The organism is Acidovorax delafieldii 2AN (assembly GCF_000175235.1).
GTDB classification, from domain to species: domain Bacteria; phylum Pseudomonadota; class Gammaproteobacteria; order Burkholderiales; family Burkholderiaceae_C; genus Acidovorax; species Acidovorax delafieldii_B.
The window spans coordinates 65683-83223 of record NZ_ACQT01000002.1; the positions used below are offsets into that span (position 1 = coordinate 65683).

Annotated in this window: 18 protein-coding genes and 2 pseudogenes; 17 read left to right on the forward strand and 3 right to left on the reverse strand. The window is 65.7% G+C overall.

Annotated features, from left to right (window positions below; translation table 11 throughout):
* The first annotated feature begins 42 nt into the window (after positions 1 to 42).
* The 6 genes and pseudogenes from ACDELDRAFT_RS00815 to ACDELDRAFT_RS00840 all read left to right on the forward strand — a co-directional run bounded on the left by ACDELDRAFT_RS00815 (position 43) and on the right by ACDELDRAFT_RS00840 (position 5466).
* The gene (locus tag ACDELDRAFT_RS00815) at positions 43 to 1722 is read left to right on the forward strand and encodes a methyl-accepting chemotaxis protein (RefSeq protein ID WP_005792809.1); all 1680 of its coding nucleotides are present in this window, start codon (positions 43 to 45) and stop codon (positions 1720 to 1722) included.
* 22 nt (positions 1723 to 1744) lie between these two features.
* The gene (locus tag ACDELDRAFT_RS00820; protein WP_005792810.1) at positions 1745 to 2347 is read left to right on the forward strand and encodes a chalcone isomerase family protein; all 603 of its coding nucleotides are present in this window, start codon (positions 1745 to 1747) and stop codon (positions 2345 to 2347) included.
* A pseudogene (locus tag ACDELDRAFT_RS00825) lies at positions 2344 to 3667 on the forward strand (MFS transporter). Before ACDELDRAFT_RS00820 ends, ACDELDRAFT_RS00825 begins: the two are co-directional and overlap by 4 nt.
* Positions 3664 to 4200 (forward strand): DUF3833 domain-containing protein, encoded by a 537-nt coding sequence (locus tag ACDELDRAFT_RS00830; RefSeq protein WP_005792813.1) that lies wholly within the window; start codon positions 3664 to 3666, stop codon positions 4198 to 4200. Before ACDELDRAFT_RS00825 ends, ACDELDRAFT_RS00830 begins: the two are co-directional and overlap by 4 nt.
* A gap of 11 nt (positions 4201 to 4211) precedes the next feature.
* Positions 4212 to 4994, forward strand: coding sequence for an SDR family NAD(P)-dependent oxidoreductase (locus tag ACDELDRAFT_RS00835; protein WP_005792814.1), 783 nt, complete (start codon positions 4212 to 4214; stop codon positions 4992 to 4994).
* 4 nt (positions 4995 to 4998) lie between these two features.
* Positions 4999 to 5466 carry a nuclear transport factor 2 family protein gene (locus ACDELDRAFT_RS00840; protein WP_005792815.1) on the forward strand — a complete coding sequence of 156 codons (468 nt, stop codon included), beginning with the start codon at positions 4999 to 5001 and terminating at the stop codon, positions 5464 to 5466.
* A gap of 207 nt (positions 5467 to 5673) precedes the next feature.
* Here the strand turns inward: ACDELDRAFT_RS00840 and ACDELDRAFT_RS00845 are convergent, their stop codons facing one another.
* Complete coding sequence (locus tag ACDELDRAFT_RS00845; protein ID WP_005792816.1) at positions 5674 to 5964, reverse strand: hypothetical protein; 291 nt, start codon at positions 5962 to 5964, stop codon at positions 5674 to 5676.
* Positions 5965 to 6631: 667 nt separating this feature from the next.
* On the opposite strand from ACDELDRAFT_RS00845, the gene ACDELDRAFT_RS00850 reads away from it, so the two are divergent.
* The gene (locus ACDELDRAFT_RS00850; protein ID WP_005792817.1) at positions 6632 to 6886 is read left to right on the forward strand and encodes a hypothetical protein; all 255 of its coding nucleotides are present in this window, start codon (positions 6632 to 6634) and stop codon (positions 6884 to 6886) included.
* A gap of 160 nt (positions 6887 to 7046) precedes the next feature.
* Here the strand turns inward: ACDELDRAFT_RS00850 and ACDELDRAFT_RS23810 are convergent, their stop codons facing one another.
* The gene (locus tag ACDELDRAFT_RS23810; protein ID WP_005792818.1) at positions 7047 to 7757 is read right to left on the reverse strand and encodes an IclR family transcriptional regulator; all 711 of its coding nucleotides are present in this window, start codon (positions 7755 to 7757) and stop codon (positions 7047 to 7049) included.
* A 231-nt stretch (positions 7758 to 7988) separates the two neighbouring features.
* Between ACDELDRAFT_RS23810 and ACDELDRAFT_RS00855 the strand changes: the two genes are divergently transcribed.
* From ACDELDRAFT_RS00855 to ACDELDRAFT_RS00895, 9 genes are all read left to right on the forward strand, one after another.
* Entirely contained in the window at positions 7989 to 8996 is a 1008-nt protein-coding gene (locus ACDELDRAFT_RS00855; RefSeq protein ID WP_040327649.1) for a tripartite tricarboxylate transporter substrate binding protein, read from the forward strand.
* A gap of 43 nt (positions 8997 to 9039) precedes the next feature.
* Entirely contained in the window at positions 9040 to 9960 is a 921-nt protein-coding gene (locus ACDELDRAFT_RS00860; protein ID WP_005792821.1) for an amidohydrolase family protein, read from the forward strand.
* A gap of 12 nt (positions 9961 to 9972) precedes the next feature.
* Positions 9973 to 10992: a Bug family tripartite tricarboxylate transporter substrate binding protein gene (locus ACDELDRAFT_RS00865; protein WP_005792822.1), complete on the forward strand. Its 1020-nt coding sequence runs from the start codon at positions 9973 to 9975 to the stop codon at positions 10990 to 10992.
* A gap of 167 nt (positions 10993 to 11159) precedes the next feature.
* Entirely contained in the window at positions 11160 to 11846 is a 687-nt protein-coding gene (locus ACDELDRAFT_RS00870) for a diguanylate cyclase (protein WP_005792824.1), read from the forward strand.
* Positions 11843 to 12781 (forward strand): NAD(P)-dependent oxidoreductase, encoded by a 939-nt coding sequence (locus ACDELDRAFT_RS00875; protein WP_005792825.1) that lies wholly within the window; start codon positions 11843 to 11845, stop codon positions 12779 to 12781. The genes ACDELDRAFT_RS00870 and ACDELDRAFT_RS00875 overlap by 4 nt, the downstream gene beginning before the upstream one ends.
* Before the next feature lie 64 nt (positions 12782 to 12845).
* Positions 12846 to 13850 carry a Bug family tripartite tricarboxylate transporter substrate binding protein gene (locus ACDELDRAFT_RS00880; RefSeq protein WP_005792826.1) on the forward strand — a complete coding sequence of 335 codons (1005 nt, stop codon included), beginning with the start codon at positions 12846 to 12848 and terminating at the stop codon, positions 13848 to 13850.
* A 17-nt stretch (positions 13851 to 13867) separates the two neighbouring features.
* A complete protein-coding gene (locus ACDELDRAFT_RS00885; RefSeq protein WP_005792827.1) occupies positions 13868 to 14839 on the forward strand; it encodes a Bug family tripartite tricarboxylate transporter substrate binding protein in 972 nt (323 codons plus the stop codon).
* Positions 14836 to 15726 carry an amidohydrolase family protein gene (locus tag ACDELDRAFT_RS00890; RefSeq protein ID WP_005792828.1) on the forward strand — a complete coding sequence of 297 codons (891 nt, stop codon included), beginning with the start codon at positions 14836 to 14838 and terminating at the stop codon, positions 15724 to 15726. Before ACDELDRAFT_RS00885 ends, ACDELDRAFT_RS00890 begins: the two co-directional genes overlap by 4 nt.
* 21 nt (positions 15727 to 15747) lie before the next feature.
* Positions 15748 to 16698 carry an SMP-30/gluconolactonase/LRE family protein gene (locus ACDELDRAFT_RS00895; RefSeq protein ID WP_005792829.1) on the forward strand — a complete coding sequence of 317 codons (951 nt, stop codon included), beginning with the start codon at positions 15748 to 15750 and terminating at the stop codon, positions 16696 to 16698.
* On the opposite strand, the gene ACDELDRAFT_RS24890 is transcribed toward ACDELDRAFT_RS00895, so the two are convergent.
* The gene (locus tag ACDELDRAFT_RS24890; RefSeq protein ID WP_005792830.1) at positions 16649 to 17107 is read right to left on the reverse strand and encodes a helix-turn-helix transcriptional regulator; all 459 of its coding nucleotides are present in this window, start codon (positions 17105 to 17107) and stop codon (positions 16649 to 16651) included. The genes ACDELDRAFT_RS00895 and ACDELDRAFT_RS24890 overlap by 50 nt on opposite strands.
* Positions 17108 to 17213: 106 nt before the next feature.
* On the opposite strand from ACDELDRAFT_RS24890, the pseudogene ACDELDRAFT_RS00900 reads away from it, so the two are divergent.
* Positions 17214 to 17537: pseudogene (locus ACDELDRAFT_RS00900) on the forward strand (5-methyltetrahydropteroyltriglutamate--homocysteine S-methyltransferase); the annotation flags it as partial.
* Positions 17538 to 17541: the final 4 nt, after the last annotated feature.

The window sequence follows — 17541 nt, forward strand, 5'->3', positions numbered from 1 at the left end:
AAGGCCCCACAACGCATTTATTTTTCGCCCAAGGAACCCAGTATGTTTTTTTCTCGAATGACGGTCGCCGCCCGCTTGTACGCGGGGTTCGGGCTCATCCTGGCCCTCTTGGTGGCGCTGACCGGCATTGCGCTGGTCAAGGTGAACCGCATTGACCAGGCACTGCGCGCCAACAACGACATCCACGTGCAGGTGCAGCGCTACGCCATCAACTTCCGAGGCTCGGCCCACGACCGCTCCATTGCCGTGCGTGACGTGGTGCTGAGCCCGTCCCCGGCCGAGCGCGAGAAGGAGATTGCCACCATCGCCGCGCTGGCCGACTTTTACGCCCAGTCGGCGGCGCCCCTGGAAAAGCTCATCACCCGCACGGGGGCCGCACCCGAGCTGGGGCAGTTGTATGCCGATATCCGCAGCGCGGAATCCAAGGCCGTGGCCACCACGCGGGCCATCGTTGCCCAGGTGCAGGCGGGCGACACCGCGGCGGCCCAGACCCTGTGGACGCAGGCCAAGCCGCAATATGTGCAATGGCTGGCGACGATCAACAAGCTCATTGATTACAAGGAAGCGCGCATCCAGAGCACCAACCAGGGTGCAATGGACGAGGCGAGCGGCTTCCTGGGCGTCATGTTCTCGGCGCTGCTGCTGGCCTTGGTGCTCAGCGTGGCCGTGGCCTGGAACGTGGCGCGCAGCATCGTGCGCCAGCTCGGTGCCGAACCCGCCGCGCTGGCCGACGTGGCCAGCCATGTCGCACAGGGCGACCTGCAGCCGGTGGCTGGCGCAGCCCTGGCTCAGCCGGGCAGCGTGCTGGCCTCGCTGGCGGCCATGCAGGCCAGCCTGGCGCGTGTGGTGGGCCAGGTGCGCCAGGCATCGAACGCCGTCACCGTGGGCTCCGAAGAGATCGCTGGCGGCAACGCCGGGCTGCTGCAGCGCACGGAAGAGCAGGCCTCGAACCTGCAGCAGGCGGCTGCGTCGATGGAGCAGATGACCGCTTCGGTGAGGAACAACGCTGGCTCGGCCCGCCAGGCCACGCAGGTTGCCGCCTCGGCCAGCGAAGCCGCGCACAAGGGTGGCGCGGTGGTGGCCCAGGTGGTCAGCACCATGGAAGAGATCTCCGCCAGCAGCCACAAGATGGCCGACATCATCGGCGTGATCGACTCCATTGCCTTCCAGACCAACATCCTGGCACTCAATGCCGCCGTGGAGGCCGCCCGGGCCGGTGAGCAGGGCCGGGGCTTCGCCGTCGTGGCGAGCGAAGTGCGGGCCCTGGCGCAGCGCAGTGCCAATGCCGCCAAGGAGATCAAGGGCCTGATCGACGGCAGCGTGGCCAAGGTGGAGCAAGGCGCACGCCTGGTGGGAGATGCCGGCGCCACCATGACCGACATCGTCGAGCAGGCCCAACGCGTGGCCGGGCTGATTGCCGAAATCAGTAACGCCACAGCCGAGCAGACCGAAGGCATTGCCCAGGTGGGGGGCGCCGTGGCCCACCTCGACCGTGCCACACAGCAAAACGCGGCCATGGTGGAACAAAGCGCGGCCGCCGCGCAAACCCTGAAGCAACAAGCGGCAGAGCTGGCCGAAGTGGTGAGCGTGTTCCGCCTGGCGCATGACGCCGGCGAGCGCGCACCAGTGCCCGCTGTCCGCCGTACCCCCTCGGTGGCTCTGCACGCCGCGCCTTCCGCCCTGCGTTTGTCTGGCACGCGCGCGGCCTCCGTTTCATATTAAAAATCATAGCACCAAGCGCCCGATGCATATGCGCTACAGCCGAATTTCGTCATTGAAACGCCGGTGCCTTGCCGGGGGAGCAGCCATTGCCCTGGCGGCAGCCTCGGCCAGCCCGGTGGCCGTGCCGGAGCCCGGTGCCACACCGCCCTGGCTGCGCCAGTCCCTGGCGGGAGCCACCTTGGCCGGGGAAGGCCAGATGCGCTATTTCGGCCTGCGCATCTACAGCGCGCGGCTGTGGGTCACGCCCGGCTTTCAGGCCCGCAGCTTTGGCGCGCACCCGCTGGCGTTGGAGTTGACCTACCACCGGGCCTTCTCCGGTGCGGCCATTGCCCGGCGCTCCATGGAAGAGATGCAGCGCCAGGCCAACGTGCCCCCCGCCCAGGCCGAGCGCTGGGAGCATCGCCTGGCGGCCGTGATTCCGGACGTGCAGCCGGGAGACCGGCTGACCGGCCTGTACCAGCCGGGCCAGGGCATGCGCCTGTGGCTCGGCGACCAGGAGCAGGCCGCGATTGACGATGCCGAACTGGCGCGCCTGTTCTTTGGCATCTGGCTGTCGCCGCAGACGTCCGAGCCGGGCTTGCGCAGCGCCCTGCTGGCCCGCAGCCCCGGCGGAGCGGCCCCATGACTCCCCTGGCTGCGCCCGCGCGTGCGGCTCCGCTGCCTCGTTGGTGGTCCGGGCCGGCCTATGGCTTGCTGGGTCTACCGTTGGCCTTTGTGGCCTTGCCGCTGTATGTGGTGTTGCCGCACTACTACGCCACGGCGTTGGGTCTGCCACTGGCGAGCGTCGGCGCTTTGCTGATGCTGGTGCGCCTGCTGGATGCTGCCGCCGAGCCGCTGCTGGGGCGCCTGAGCGACCGCCTGTACCAGGGACCGCTGCGCGCGGTGCTGTGGGTGGCGGCGGGCTCTGCCCTGGTGCAGGTTCTGGGGCTCTCGGGGCTGTTCTTTCCCGCCGTGCAAAGGCCGCAGGCGCTGGCCGTGTGGATGGTGGCGGGGTTGTTACTGACCTGTCTGGCGCACAGCCAGTTGGTCATTGCCCACCAGGCCTGGGGCGTGCGACTGGGCGGCGATGCGGTACAGCGCAGCCGTGTAGTGGCCTGGCGCGAAGGGCCAGGGCTGATCGGCGTGGTCACGGCCAGTGCGCTGTCGGTGACCTTGGGAGCCGGGCCCATGCTGGTGGTGTTCGCGCTGAGCTTGCTGGCCGGGTGGCTGGCGCTGTGGTGGGCACCGCACCCTGCGCTGGTGACCCCTGGCCAGAAGCTTCATACCGCCTTGCCGTGGGCCACAGTCTGGCAACCCTTGCGCCAGCCGGCCTTTCGCCGCTTGCTGGCGGTGTTTCTGTGCAGCGGCATTGCCAGCGCCATTCCCGCTGCCTTGATGCTGTTCTTTGCCCAGGACCGGCTGCAGGCCCAGCAGACGCAGACTGCGCTGTTTCTGGTGCTGTATTTCGTCAGCGGTGCGCTGTCAATGCCCGGGTGGCTGCGCGCTGTGCGCCGCTGGGGGCTGGAGCGCACCTGGCTGGGCGGCAAGCTGCTGGCGGTGGCCTGTTTTGGCTGGACGGCATTTTTGGGCGGCGGGCATATTGCGGCCTTCGCGTGGATCTGTGCACTCTCGGGCATCGCCTTGGGGGCCGATTTGGCTTTGCCGGGGGCCTTGCTGGCGCGCTTGGTCGAGCGCCAGGGGGCCCAAGGCCGCAGCGAAGGCGCGTACCTGGGCTGGTGGAACCTGGCCACCAAACTGAACCTGGCCCTGGCTGCCGGGGCGGCGCTGCCGCTGCTGCAGTGGGCCGGCTATAGCCCCCGGCACCCAGGATGCCCAGGCCCTGCAGCGCCTCTCTTGGGCCTACGCGCTGCTGCCTTGTGCCCTCAAGCTGCTGGCGGCGGGTTTGCTGTACCGCCTGCTGATCCGACCTTCCCCACTGTTGCATGACCAAGGAGTTTCCCCATGAACACCCGCCGCCACGCCTTGCTGGCCCTGCTCTCGGGCACTGCCGTGCTGACCGGCTGTGCCAGCCCCCAGGTGACCGACTATGCCCAGGAGCGACCGCTGCTGGAGCTGGACCGCTACTTCAATGGCCGCATCCTGGCCCATGGCATTTTTCAGAAACGAAGCGGCGAAGTGGTGCGCCGCTTCACCGTGGTGATGGACTGCCACTGGGAGGGCAATCAAGGCGTGCTGGACGAGGCCTTCACCTATTCGGACGGCAGCACCCAGCGCCGCATTTGGCGCCTGACCAAGCACGCCGATGGACGCTACACCGGCACCGCCGACGATGTGGTGGACGAGGCGCAGGGCCAGGCCTCGGGCAACGCCTTCCGCTGGAACTACACGCTGCGCCTGCCGGTGGATGGCAAGGTGTACGAGGTGCAGTTCGACGATTGGATGTTCTTGGTCGATGACCGGGTGATGCTCAACCGGGCCACGATGCGCAAGTTCGGCGTCACCCTGGGTGAAGTGCTGCTGTCGTTCACCAAGCAGTAAGGAGCTTCGCTGTGCCCCTGAACCCTGCCATCACCGACTGGCGTGGCAAGCGCGTGTGGCTGGTGGGTGCCTCCAGCGGTATTGGCCGGGCCGTCGCTGCGCAGCTGCACGCACAGGGTGCGCAGGTGATCGTGTCGGCACGCCAGCAGGCGCTGCTGGCGGCGTTCACGCAAGAACACCCTGGCAGCCAGGCGGTCGTGCTGGACGTGACCGACGCCCAGGCCGTGCAGCAAGCAGCCGCGCGCCTGCAGGCCGAGTCACCGCTGGACCTGGTGTGCTACTGCGCCGGCCACTACACCCCCATGCGTGCTGACGCGCTGGCGCTGCCCGAGTTGTTGCGTCATCAGCAGGTCAACCTGACCGGCGCGCTGCATGTGCTCGCCGCCGTGGTGCCGGGCCTGTTGGCGTCTGCCCGGGCGGGGCGTTCGCCGCACCTGAGCCTGGTGGCCAGCGTGGCCGGCTGGCGCGGCCTGCCGAAAAGCCTGGCCTATGGCCCCACCAAGGCGGCGCTCATCAACCTGGCAGAGACGTTGTTCCTCGACCTGCGCCCGCTGGGCGTGGGGGTGAGCGTGGTGAACCCCGGCTTTGTCGATACGCCGCTGACGCGCCAGAACGATTTCGCCATGCCCGCCCTGCTCTCCCCGCAGCAGGCGGCCCAGGCCATGCTGCGCGGCTGGGCGCGCGGCGATTTTGAGCTGCACTTCCCGCGCCGCTTCACGCTCTGGCTCAAGCTGCTACGTGTGCTGCCCTACCGCTGGTACTTCGCGCTGGTGCGCCGTGCGCAGAGAGATTGAACACATGCTTCCTTCCAACACCCCTACCCCTCATTTCCCACACACCCACGCCGCGATAGAGCGGCTAGTGCACTGGTACGAGCACCTCACGCCCGACCACCTGCGCACCCTGGACACCTACTACACACCCGATGCGCGCTTCAAGGACCCCTTCAATGACGTGCGCGGCGTGCCCGCGATTGCGCAGGTGTTCGCCCACATGTTCACCACGCTGGATCAGCCCCGCTTCGTCGTGACCGAGCGGGTGGTTCAAGGGCAGCAGGCGTTCCTGGTGTGGGAGTTCCACTTCCGTTTCCGTCGCTGGCGTTCGGGCATTCCCCAGTGCATCGGGGGCGCTACCCACCTGCGTTTCAACGAAAGCGGCCTGGTGGCGATGCACCGCGACTACTGGGACGCTGCTGAAGAGCTCCATGAAAAGCTCCCCGTCGTGGGCACATTGATGCGCTGGCTGAGACGCAGCGCCAGCCGCTGAAATGCGGCAGCCCGTGCGCATCGCCTCACGCGTCAGTACACATGGGGGCTGCGGCGGACACTGCAGTCTGTGCCCTACAGCTACCCAAACAGAACCCACAGGAGCCCCGCGTAGATGGGGCCTAAGCGTTTCACGGGCGATGTGGCCGGAGCGCAAACGCGTTCGACGCCAGCCCATGCATGACACCGCTGCGCGCCGGCGCTGGGGCTACTTTCGTGCTGTCGGGCCCGTGGCCGTGCTGGAATCAAGTTCACGCAGCACCGCGTTGGATTTGTCCATGGCTTCTGCTGTTTCGCTGAGTTGCTGTTCGATCTCTCCGGTGCGTTCAACGGCGGCTTTCAGGTCACCCTGGGCCGCCTTGGCAGGCACCTGCGTGGACAGCACGGCATGGACTACTTCGAGTTCGCTGGCAGCGGCCTTGATCTGCTCCGCCGCCTCGAGGTTCTGATTCAGCACCTCGCCAATGGCCGTGTCCTTCGATTGCTTCGCTGTGGTCATGAAATGGACCTGTGAATGGTGAAGATGAAGAGATCTGCACTGCTACGGCTGCGGCTACGGCTGCGGCTGCGGCAGGCTGGGTGCCCTTCGAGAAGGCGCTTGTGGGCTGTGGTTCACCCACGACCTACTTCATTCCTGCCCGCGTCCTCGCATATTTCACGACGTATCGTCCCCAGTGACACAACACCGGTCGAGTCACCCCTGTCGCAGCAGCGGTAGCACGTGGTGCGGCGCCCAAGCTTCGGTCGTGCTTGCCCGTGATCGCGCCATTCTCCGTGACCTGTCGCTCACAGCCCGCTCAATGCAAGTACTGCAACCATGGCAATGGCTACTGACATCGCTTGCAAGCCGAAGATCAAAACCATGATGGGCATGACGCTACCTCCTGCGAAGAATGCAAGCGTAGGTATCAAAATCGGCGGCTCAAGCAGGTCTTCAGGCCGGGCGCGTGTCGGACGGCGCTGACAGGCCTACCGACGTACACCGCGGAGAAACCCGCCCTCAGCCACACGACAGTCCATTGCCCCCGCTTCGCCCTGGGCTGGAAGCGTGGCAATTCATTACAACCATGCAGCCGAAATAGGCGCATTCTGATTTCGGCATTGATGACTACTGGAGCTGAGTCTCTTCGCTGCAAGCCTCACAACTCCGCAACCAGGGCCCAGCCATGTGTATCAACATCACTGTCGCGGAGACAGTGTCCGATGACGTTTTCGCGCGCATCGAGGCACTCACACATGCTCTGCGAAAAACGGACACCAATTTCATGGGATTGGCCATTACGGTAGCCTGGGGCAAGGTGCGAAGCGGCACCATCTCCGTCGCTGATGCCGAAGATCCCATCCGAGAAGCGCTGCTGCGTCTTCTGATCGAGGACGCTTTGGCGACCTCCAACCATCGACCATGCACCGCGCTTGGATAGCGCTTTCTAGTGGGGCCAAGGCAGGAAGGAGTTGGCGGGTGGTCCAGCTAAGCACAGCCGGGTAACCCGCCCTGGACGCCGACAGTCATGACGACTGTCGACTTCTCCAACTATTCGTCGCGTCGCTGCGGTGGTGCAGGGAAAAGGCCCGGCGCATGCATCAGGGATGCCAGCGACTTGATGGCCCCGGTTGGGGCGCTGCGGCGTAGCCCGCTAAGGCATACGAAAGCGCCTGAGCTGCCTGCTTGACCTTCGGCGCAAGCTCCTCCAGTCGCGAGATGGGCAGCCTCGATTCGGGTCCTGAAATGCACACCGATCCCAGCAGCCTCCACTGCCTTCCAAAAACGGGGGCCGATACCGTTGAAACGCCCTGCTCCCGTTCGCTCACGGAGCAGTGGTATCCGCGACTTCGAATTTGCTCATAGATGGTCCCTGGCTCACCAGAGAATGCCAGGATCACTCTGCCCGGCGAGCCTTTGTCCAGCGGCAGACCTTCTCCCATGCGGGCGTGATGGCGCAATGCCTGGGGCCCCTCCACCCGAACGAGACACGTACGGACGTTGCCTTCTCGAACATAGAAAGCGGCGCTCTCACCCGTTTGCAGAGTCAACTCACGCAGGGCAGGCTCCAGCACGTTTTGCACGTCAAACCCGGCTTGATAGCGTGCACCGAGCCAGCCTGCAGCAGGCCCCAAACGCCAGTCCCCATCCTCGCGCTGGACCATGAAACCCGACTGTGCCAGCGTGCGTGCCAATCGCAGTGCAGTGGTTTTATGCAGTCCGCAGCGGCGACTCAATTCAGCCAAAGGCAAGCTGGATTCGCCCAGCGCAAAAGCTTCCAGCACCTGCAAAGCGCGCGTGACGGCAATCACGCCCCCCCTTCTTTGACAGGGGTATCTGTGTGGGTATGCGGAGTGGCTGAAGCATTGGCCGGTGATTTCGGCCGCTGGTCTTTGACGTGGCTATTGCTCATGGTGCAATGTGTTTCATTGTATGCAACCGCATTGTATGTATTGAAACGCTTGCATAAAGTCTCCGACCAAGACACTGGCCGCATGCGGTGTCCTGAAAACCTCAACAACAACCGCGACGGAGACAAATACATGCCAGTGCTTTCATCGTTTTCACGTTCTCTTGGTACGCGCCTGTGCGCCGCACTCTTCGCTGTCGCAGCTTCCGCCGCGCCCACGAGTGCTGCCTATGCGCAAGGCGCCTACCCAAACAAGCCGATCCGACTGATCGTTCCTTTCCCACCCGGCGGTGGCACTGACATGATTGCGCGCACCGTGGCTCAAAAGCTGGCGGACCAAAACAAGTGGAGCGTGATCGTGGACAACCGCCCCGGCGCAGGTGGCAATCTGGGCGTGGACGCTACCGCCAAGTCAGCCCCCGATGGCTACACGTTGGTGATGGGCCAGACCAGCAACCTGGCGATCAACCCATCGCTCTACGCCAAATTGCCCTATGACCCGATCAAGGACCTGGCCCCTGTGGCGCTCGTGTCCTCCTCGCCCATCGTGATGGCCGCACCAGCCAACTCGCGCTTGAAGACCTTTGCTGACGTGGTGGCCGCGAGCAAGGGCAAGCCCGATACGCTCACCCTGGGGTACTCGGGTAACGGGACCGTGGCCCATCTGGCGGGTGAACTGGCTGAGAACGCAGCAGGCATCCAGCTGCGCCACATCCCCTACAAGGGCGCCGCCCAGGCCATGACGGACCTGTTGGGCGGGCAGATCGACCTGTACATGTCGTCCGTGCCCACGCTGCTGGGGCAGGTGCGCAATGGCAAGCTCAAGATCCTGGCCATCACCTCGGCCAAGCGCTCATCGCAATTGCCCGAGGTGCCAACGCTGGCAGAACAGGGCTACAAGGGTTTTGAGGCCGTGACCTGGTTCGGCATCCTGGCGCCCGCAGGCACGCCCGCCCCCATCGTGACGCAGCTCAACAGGGCCATCAACCAGGCGCTGCAGCAAGCGGACGTGATTGACAAGCTCAAGTCCGAAGGCGGCGATGTGCTGGGCGGAACCTCCGACCAGTTCAGCACCTTGCTGCGCACCGAAGTTCCTCGCTGGGCCAAGATCGTGAAGGACTCGGGCGCCAGCCTGGACTGAGCGAGCTACCGCCTTCCTTTCCGTCGTTCATCCCGTCATCGCCATGGCCCGCGATTGCTTTGCTACGCCCGTACCGTTCTCGGCGGGTACGGCCGCACCGCACACCGCGCTGCCTGCGGGGGCGTGCGACAGCCATATGCATGTGTACGACCAGCGCTTTCCCGAAGCGCCGGGGGCCAGGCTGCTGCCGCCCGACGCGTCGGTGCAGGACTACCGCGCGCTGCAACAGCGCATCGGCACCCAGCGCACCGTGCTGGTCACGCCCTCCACTTACGGCGCAGACAACCGCTGCATGCTGCTGGGCCTGGCCGCGCAGGGTGATCAGGCGCGGGGCGTGGCCGTGATCGATGGCAGCGAGAGCGATGTGCAATTGCAAGCCCTGCACGACGCTGGCGTGCGCGGTGTGCGGCTCAATCTGTCGCTGGGTGTCACTGGCACGGTCGATGCCATCGTGCCCCTGGCCCAGCGCATTGCGCCGCTGGGCTGGCATTTGCAACTGCTGATGCCGCCCGATGTGCTGGCCACGCTGGGCGATGTGCTGCGCCGTGTGCCGATGCCAATGGTGTTTGACCACCTGGGCCGCATCGCACCCGAGCAAGCCGGAAAGCACCCTGCCCACGCACTGCTGCTGCAGCTGATGGGCGAGGGCCGGGCTTGGGTCAAGCTCTCGGGCGGCTACATCGTCAGCGCCACCCATGCGGTGGACGACCCAGCGCTCGACGCATTGGCCGCCAGCTACCTGCGTGCGGCGCCTGAGCGCGTGCTGTGGGGCAGCGACTGGCCCCACGCCACCGCCAGCGCGGGCCTGCACCCGGTGCCGGACGACGCATTGCAAATCGACACCCTGGCACGCTGGTGCGATCAGGCCGGTGCGGATGCGCTGCGCCGCGTGCTGGTCTCCAACCCTGCCGCGCTCTACGGCTTCCCGCCGGTCTCGACTTCTTCATCCACCACCCCTGTCTGAGGGCCTTGCACCATGACCTCTTTGGTATCTCCCCTTTCCACGCACAGCGCGCAGCGCCGCCACCTGCTGACCACCCTGGCCCTTGCGGGCGCTGGTGTGGGGATGGGGCTGCCCGCCTGGGCGCAAAACGATTGGCCTGCGGGCAAGCTCATCACCTGGGTGGTTCCGTACCCCGCCGGTGGCAGCACCGACGTGCTGGGCCGCAACATCGCCCTCAAGCTGGGCGCGGCCCTGTCCACCAACGTCATCGTGGACAACAAGGCCGGGGCCACGGGCACCATTGGCGCGGCCTACGTGGCCAAGGCCGCGCCGGACGGGCTCACGCTGCTGGGCACCTCCATCGGCCCACAAGCCATTGCGCCGCACCTGATGGCCAAGCTGCCCTACGACCACATCACGGCCTTTGAGCCCGTGATCACCGTGGGCACCATCCCGCACATTCTGGTTGTCGGCGCGAACCAGCCGTTCAAAACGGTGGCTGATTTGCTGGCCGCCGCCAAGGCCCAGCCCGGCAAGCTGGCGTTTGCCTCGGGCGGCAACGGCACCATTTTGCAAATGCAGGGCGAGCTGCTGCAGCAGCAATCCGGCGCGCGCTTCATCCATGTGCCCTACAAGGGCGACACCCCCGCGCTGCAAGACACCTTGGCCGAGCAGGTGCAGTTCATGTTTGCCCCCGCAGCCGCTGCACTGCCGCATGTGCAGTCGGGCAAGTTGCGCGCCCTGGCCGTCACGTCTGCCCAGCGCCTCAAGGCCCTGCCTGCCGTGCCCACCATGGGCGAGGCGGGGCTCAAAGAATTTGTGGTGGAGCAGTGGCAGGCCGTGTTTGCGCCCGCCAAGACGCCCGCCGCCATCGTGCAGCGCCTGAACCGCGAGATCGCTGCCGCGCTGAAAGACCCCGTCCTCATCGCCCTGGCCGACAAGCTGGGCGTGACGCCGGTGGGCGGCACGCCCCAGCAGCTGGGTGACCTGCAAAAGGCCGACTCGGCCAAGTGGGCCAAGGTGATCAAAGACGGAAACATCAAGGCCGACTGATACCCGCGATCCACCCGCCGCCTCTGGCGTTGTTGCCGCGTCTTGTCGTACCGCTGGTACTGCCTGCGACGCGGCGCCTAGCCAGAGACGCCGGGTGAACCGCTCCACCACCTGTCAAAAACATACCGCTGCTTCCTCGTTTTCATTACCTCAACCGGACCATTCCCATGAGCCAACTCCCTGAAATCATCCGCACCATCGACCGCGTGAGCGGCGACGTTGTTGCCCAAGCCGCTACCTACCAAGCCGCCATCCTGGCCGACGTGGCGGGCCGCCGCGGCACCATGCATGGCCGCGTGGCGCCCGTGCACCAGTCCATGAAGGTGGCAGGCCCTGCCTTCACCGTGGAAGTGCGCCCCGGCGACAACCTCATGATCCACGCCGCCATCGCGCTGGCCCAGCCAGGCGATGTGCTGGTGATCGACGGCAAGGGCGACCAGACGGCGGCGCTGATGGGCACGCTGATGCTCAGCGCCTGCAAGAAGCGCGGCCTGGCGGGTGTGATCGTGGACGCGGCCATCCGCGACAAGCTGGAAATTCTGGAGCTGGACTTCCCCGTGTTCAGCGCGGGCTTCAACCCTGCAGGGCCGACCAAGTACGTGCCCGGCCGCATCAACCACCCCATCAGCGCCGGCGGCGCGGTGGTCAACCCGGGTGACCTGGTGGTGGGCGACGCCGATGGCGTGGTCGTCATCGAGCGCGAAAAAGCCCCCGCCATGCTGGCCCTGGCCGACAAGAAGGTGGCCGACGAAGCCGCCCGCATCGAAGCCATCGCCCGTGGTGACACCGCATCGAAATGGCTGCCTGCCGCCCTGCGCGCTGCGGGCGTGCTGAAGGAAGGGGAATCGCTGTGAACCCAACCATCATCGTCACAGGCGCCGACCTGGCGCAACAAGCCCTGGATCTGCTCACAGGCTACGAGATCGTCTACGCTGGCAAGACGCCGACGGAAGACGACATGGTGGCCCTGTGCCGCGCGCACAACCCCGTGGCCATCATCGTGCGCTACGGCAAGGTGGGCGCTGCGGTGATGGACGCGGCCCCCGCGCTCAAGGTCATCTCCAAGCACGGCAGCGGCACCGACACCATCGACAAGGTGGCGGCCAAGGCCCGTGGCATTGAGGTGGTGGCCGCCGTGGGCGCCAACGCCGCCGCCGTGGCCGAGCAGGCCCTGGCCCTGCTGCTGGCCTGCGCCAAGTCAGTGGTGCAACTCGATGCGCGCATGCACGCTGGCCACTGGGACAAGGCCACGCACAAGAGCCTGGAACTGGGCGGTCGCACCGTGGGCCTGGTGGGCCTGGGCGCCATTGGCCTGCGTTTTGCCAAGATGGCCGACGCCCTGGGCATGCGCGTGATTGGCTTCGATCCGTTTGCCAAGAACCTGCCCGCCTATGTGCAGGCGGTGGACCTGGAAACGATCTGGCGCGAATCCGATGCCGTGTCTATGCACTGCCCGCTGACCGAGGAGAACCGCAACCTGCTGAACGCCGCAACGCTGGCGCAATGCAAGCGCGGCGTGATCGTGGTGAACACGGCACGTGGTGCCTTGATCGACGAGGCCGCGCTGCTGGCCGCCGTGCGTTCGGGCCAGGTCATGGCGGCCGGGCTCGACAGCTTTGCGGTCGAGCCCATGACGGCGGGCCACCCCTTCCAGGGCGAAAAGCACTTCATCCTCAGCCCCCATATTGGCGGCGTGACGAGCGATGCCTACGTGAACATGGGCGTGGGCGCCGCCCGCAATCTACTGGCCGTGCTGGCCCGTACACCGGACGCAGTGGCCGTGGCCTGAGCGCCGCGCCTGCCCTAAGAACATGGCCGGGCACTGCGTCCGGCCGCACAGGAGACAACAGACCATGGCACGCAATTTCAAGAGAAATATGCCTCTTGCGCTAGTCAATCATGCGCTGGCAGCTATATTTTTAGTAGCATTCTGTCCTGCGTATGCGCAGACAGCCTATCCCAGCAAACCCGTGAAACTGGTGGTGGGCTTTGCGGCGGGCGGCCCCACCGACGTGGTGGCGCGCGCGTTTGCCGACCACGCCAGCAAGGCGCTGGGCCAGCCGTTCATCATCGACAACAAGCCCGGCGCGGGCACCATCATTGCCGCCCAGGCCGTGGCCAGCGCCCCGGCCGATGGATACACGCTGCTGTTCGGTGCCACCAACCACACCATGATTCCGGCGCTGTACCAGGGCCGCGTCAAGTTCGATGCGGTGAAGTCCTTCCGCCACCTGTGCACGGTGGCCAGCAGCCCCACGGTGCTGGTGGTGCCCCCCAGCCTGCCGGTCAAGACACTGGCCGATTACCAGGCCAAGGCCCGCGCCGAGCCCGGCCGCGTGACAGCAGGCACGGCAGGGGTGGGCAGCTCAGGCCACTTTGCCACCGAGATCTTTGCCCGCGCCCAGGGCCTGCAGCTCAACCACGTGCCCTACAAGGGCAAGGGCGCCGCGCCCGTGGTGACGGACCTGATGGGCGGGCAGCTCGACAGCTCCTTTGCCACCCTGGGCTCGGTGCTGCCGCAGATCAAGAGCGGCAAGCTGCGTGCGCTGGCCGTGGGCGCGCCCCAGCGCTCTGCCTTGGTGCCCGAGGTGCCCACGTTTGCCGAGGCAGGAGGTGGCAACTACGCTGCCGACGTGTGGTACGGCGTGCTGGCCCCTGCGGGCTTGCCCGAGCCCATCGCCCAGACGCTGGAGCGCACGGCCGCCGACTTTGCCAAGAGCGAATCGGCCGCCGACAAGCTGCGCGGCCTGGGGATGGATGCCGAATCGGTGTGTGGCAACGCCTTTGCCATCCGCGTGGCCCGTGAAGTGACCACCTATAGCCAGATTGCCAAAGCGCTCGACCTCAAAGCTGATTGAACGACAAGGAGACTTTCATGCGACGCATTCACACCTCACTGGGCGCAGCTCTTGCGCTGACCTTCGCCATGGCCCATGCCACGGCACAAACCGGCTACCCGGACAAAGCCGTCAAGATCGTGGTGCCATACCCACCTGGCGGTGCGGTCGATCAGGTGACCCGGCGCATTGCCCAAAAGCTCACAGAGCAAACCGGGCAGAGCTTCTTTGTCGAAAACAAGGCGGGTGGCACCGGCACCATCGGTGCCAACCAGGTGGCGCGTTCGCCGGGCGATGGCTACACGCTCATGGCCAATGACACCACGTACTCCATCCTGCCCCAGGTGTTCAAGAAGCTGCCTTGGGACTACGCAAACGACCTGGTGCCTGTGGCTGGTTTCAATTTCGCACCCACCACCGTGGTGGTGGCCGCCAACTCCCCGTTCAAAACACTGGGCGACCTGGTGGCATATGCCCAAGCCAACCCGGGCAAGCTCAACTACGGCACCGGTGGAGCGGGCACCATGCCCCACTTCGCCACAGAAGCATTGCAAGATGCCAGCGGCCTCAAGGCCACCCACGTGCCATTCAAAGGCGCTGGTGAAGCCACCTTGGCGTTGCTGGGCGGGACCATCGATTTCCAGATCGCATCCACTCCTGGTGTGATGGGGCAAGTGCGTGGCGGTAAAGTGCGCCTGCTGGCAGTGAGCGGCGAGCAGCGGCTCAAGGCAGTGTCCGATGTGCCCACGTTTGCCCAAGCGGGCGCGCCGGGCTACAAAGTGGTCAATTTCACCGGCCTGTGGGCTCCCAAAGGCACTCCAGAAGCTGTACTGAACAAGCTGCGCCAGGAAATCACCAAAGCCATGGGCAGCGCGGATGTTCAGACCTTTGCCACAGACCTCGGTGCCGTGCCCAGCGTGCTCAGTGGAACCGCCTTTGCGGACAAACTGAAGGCAGATGCCCAGCTGTGGGAGTCTGTGGCGGTCAAAGTAGGTATTGAGAAGCAATGACTCCGGTGCCCCACTCCGTGGGCCTGAACCGCCCGCAGCGCCAGTTGCCGCCCGGCGCGTGCGACAGCCACATGCACATCTTTGACCCGCGCTTTGCGCCGTCAGCCCATTGGCCGCGCACTCCGCCAGTGGCGCCCGTGGCGGTGTATCGGCAGCTGCAGGCGCGCCTGGGCACCACGCGCACGGTGGTGGTCACGCCATCGACCTACGGCACCGACAACGCCTACACGCTGGATGCGCTGGACCAGTTGGGCGACGCTGCACGCGGCGTGGCCGTGGTGGATGACGGCGTAAGTGCCGACGAGCTGGCCCACCTGGCCGCACGTCGCGTGCGCGGGCTGCGGGTCAATTTCGTCTCGCCCCAATCATGGGGCACCACCACGCCCGCCATGCTGGCCACGCTGGCGCGCAAGGTGGCCGAGCACCCGGCCTGCGCGAGCTGGCACATCCAGATCTTTGCGCAGCCGGAGCAGCTCATCGCCCTCGCGCCCCAGTTGCATAAGCTGCCTGTGCCCCTGGTCATCGACCACCTGGGCCGCATCGATCCCGCCGAAGGCCCGGCCGCAGAGGCCTACGGCGTGGTGCGCGGCCTGCTCGATGGTGGCAACACCTGGGTCAAGCTCTCGGGCGCCTACATGCGCTCGACCGTGCATGGCCCCAGCTACGCCGACACCCTGCCGCTGGGCCAGGCCCTGGTGCAGGCCGCGCCGGATCGCCTGGTGTGGGGCAGCGACTGGCCGCACACCACCGAGGCGCCCGGCACTGTGAACGATGCCGATCTGGTGGACCTGCTGCAGGCCTGGGCTGGCAGCGACGCGGCCATGGACCGCATCCTGGTCGACAACCCGGCGCGGCTGTATGGTTTCGATACCGCTCCCGCCGCCTGAACGAATTGGAAAGACCCCGCCATGTTTTTGCTTCAAGCCCCTGAAGTCCGAGACCTCGATGTCTTCACCGCCATGCCCGAGCCCTTTCGTCGCCGTGAGCGCAGCGACTGGGCTGACGCCAACCGGGGCGGCACCATCACCGATTCGTTCCTGGAAGGCCCGGTGTTCGACGACGCAGGCAACCTCTACGTCAGCGACATCCCCTGGGGTCGTGTCTTTCGCATCAACCCGCAGGGCGACTGGGCGCTGGTGGCCGAGTACGACGGCGAGCCCAACGGTCTCAAGTTCTTGAAGCCCGGCACGCTGCTCATCACCGACTACAAAAACGGCCTGATGCAGCTCGATGTGGCCACGGGCGCCATCACCCCGTACCTGCAGCGCCGCAACAGCGAGCGCTTCAAGGGCGTGAACGACCTGATCTTTGACGCCGAAGGCAATCTCTACTTCACCGACCAGGGCCAAAGTGGCCTGCACGACCCGAGTGGCCGCCTGTACCGCCTGCGCCCCAATGGCCAGCTGGATTTGCTGCTGCACAACGTGCCCAGCCCCAACGGCGTGGCCCTGTCTCCCGATGGGCGCGTGCTGTACCTGGCCGTGACGCGCGGCAACTGCGTGTGGCGTGTGCCGCTGCTGCCCGATGGCAGCGTGGCCAAGGTCAGCCAGTTCTTCACGTCGTATGGCCCCAGCGGCCCCGATGGGCTGGCGGTGGACGCTGAAGGCCACCTGCTGGTGGCCAACCCGGGCCTGGGCTATGTGTGGGTCCTCAACCATCGGGCCGAACCCGTGCAGGTGCTGCGAGGAGTTGCGGGTAGCTCCACGACCAACATCGCCTTTGGCGGGGAGGGTCGCCGTACGCTCTATGTGACGGACTCCACGCACGGCACGGTAATGATGCTTCCGATGAGGTCGGCGGGCGTGAAGCTTAACCATCCCGCTCTGGTTCCCGGCAATACTGACGATTGCACGCCATAGCACGCAACTTAACACGACTAGGCATGTGTTCTGTGGGTGTGCCGGTATGCGAGAACGGATCTCCGGTGATCTGCACACCGCCACCATCTTGAGCGATCTGGCCGCATCTGAAAGCCACAACCGCCTGAGCCAGAATCAGACCTTCGAAACCCTGCAATTGGTTGTTCGGCTCCAGGACGTTGGCCACCCTTGCGTCATATGCAGATTGCAGGCCCGTCCAAAGCGCAGGAGAGGTTCCCGTTGCCCGTCCAATCTTGATGGCCAAGTTGGCACCGATGGTTGTTGAACCCTCCATCACGCTGGACAGTTCATCCGGGCCAATGCCAATCTTGGCGGCTGCATCAATCAGTTTCAGTCCGCCAAGATACTCGGCGAGGACTTCACTCGGCAGAGGGATATCCAGCTTCATGCCCATTTCACCTGGCTGATAACCTGGGTTGTAGCGCCTCAAGACGATACCCCCTTCCACCTACCCCGCTGGGTTCGGCAAACAGACCAATGCAACCGCGTTGCCTATCATCACCTCGATCGCCGACATGGATGCCGACTTCTTCACCATCGAGACCTCACGTTCGGACATGGAGCTGCTCGCCGCCTTCGACCACTTCAAGTACCCGAACGAGATCGACCCCGGCGTCTGCGACGTTCACTCACCCCACATCCCGACGCAGGAACGCATCGTGCAGCTCATGCGCAAGGCGGCCGAGCGCATATCTGCCGAGCGCCTGTGGGCGAACCCTGACTGTGGCCTCAAGACCCTGCAGTGGTCCGAGGTGCTGCCGGCGCTGACGCATATGGTGCGCGCGGCGCGCGAACTGCGTGCCACGGCGGCTGCCTAGGCCC

Excerpts from the sequence above, each read along its gene's own strand:
- ACDELDRAFT_RS00815 (WP_005792809.1), top strand. The coding sequence starts at position 43 with ATGTTTTTTTCTCGAATGACGGTCGCCGCCCGCTTGTACGCGGGGTTC.
- ACDELDRAFT_RS00820 (WP_005792810.1), top strand. The coding sequence starts at position 1,745 with ATGCATATGCGCTACAGCCGAATTTCGTCATTGAAACGCCGGTGCCTT.
- ACDELDRAFT_RS00830 (WP_005792813.1), top strand. The coding sequence starts at position 3,664 with ATGAACACCCGCCGCCACGCCTTGCTGGCCCTGCTCTCGGGCACTGCC.
- ACDELDRAFT_RS00840 (WP_005792815.1), top strand. The coding sequence starts at position 4,999 with ATGCTTCCTTCCAACACCCCTACCCCTCATTTCCCACACACCCACGCC.
- ACDELDRAFT_RS00845 (WP_005792816.1), bottom strand. The coding sequence starts at position 5,964 with ATGACCACAGCGAAGCAATCGAAGGACACGGCCATTGGCGAGGTGCTG.
- ACDELDRAFT_RS00850 (WP_005792817.1), top strand. The coding sequence starts at position 6,632 with ATGTGTATCAACATCACTGTCGCGGAGACAGTGTCCGATGACGTTTTC.
- ACDELDRAFT_RS00855 (WP_040327649.1), top strand. The coding sequence starts at position 7,989 with ATGCCAGTGCTTTCATCGTTTTCACGTTCTCTTGGTACGCGCCTGTGC.
- ACDELDRAFT_RS00860 (WP_005792821.1), top strand. The coding sequence starts at position 9,040 with ATGGCCCGCGATTGCTTTGCTACGCCCGTACCGTTCTCGGCGGGTACG.
- ACDELDRAFT_RS00865 (WP_005792822.1), top strand. The coding sequence starts at position 9,973 with ATGACCTCTTTGGTATCTCCCCTTTCCACGCACAGCGCGCAGCGCCGC.
- ACDELDRAFT_RS00870 (WP_005792824.1), top strand. The coding sequence starts at position 11,160 with ATGAGCCAACTCCCTGAAATCATCCGCACCATCGACCGCGTGAGCGGC.
- ACDELDRAFT_RS00880 (WP_005792826.1), top strand. The coding sequence starts at position 12,846 with ATGGCACGCAATTTCAAGAGAAATATGCCTCTTGCGCTAGTCAATCAT.
- ACDELDRAFT_RS00885 (WP_005792827.1), top strand. The coding sequence starts at position 13,868 with ATGCGACGCATTCACACCTCACTGGGCGCAGCTCTTGCGCTGACCTTC.
- ACDELDRAFT_RS00890 (WP_005792828.1), top strand. The coding sequence starts at position 14,836 with ATGACTCCGGTGCCCCACTCCGTGGGCCTGAACCGCCCGCAGCGCCAG.
- ACDELDRAFT_RS00895 (WP_005792829.1), top strand. The coding sequence starts at position 15,748 with ATGTTTTTGCTTCAAGCCCCTGAAGTCCGAGACCTCGATGTCTTCACC.
- ACDELDRAFT_RS24890 (WP_005792830.1), bottom strand. The coding sequence starts at position 17,107 with ATGAAGCTGGATATCCCTCTGCCGAGTGAAGTCCTCGCCGAGTATCTT.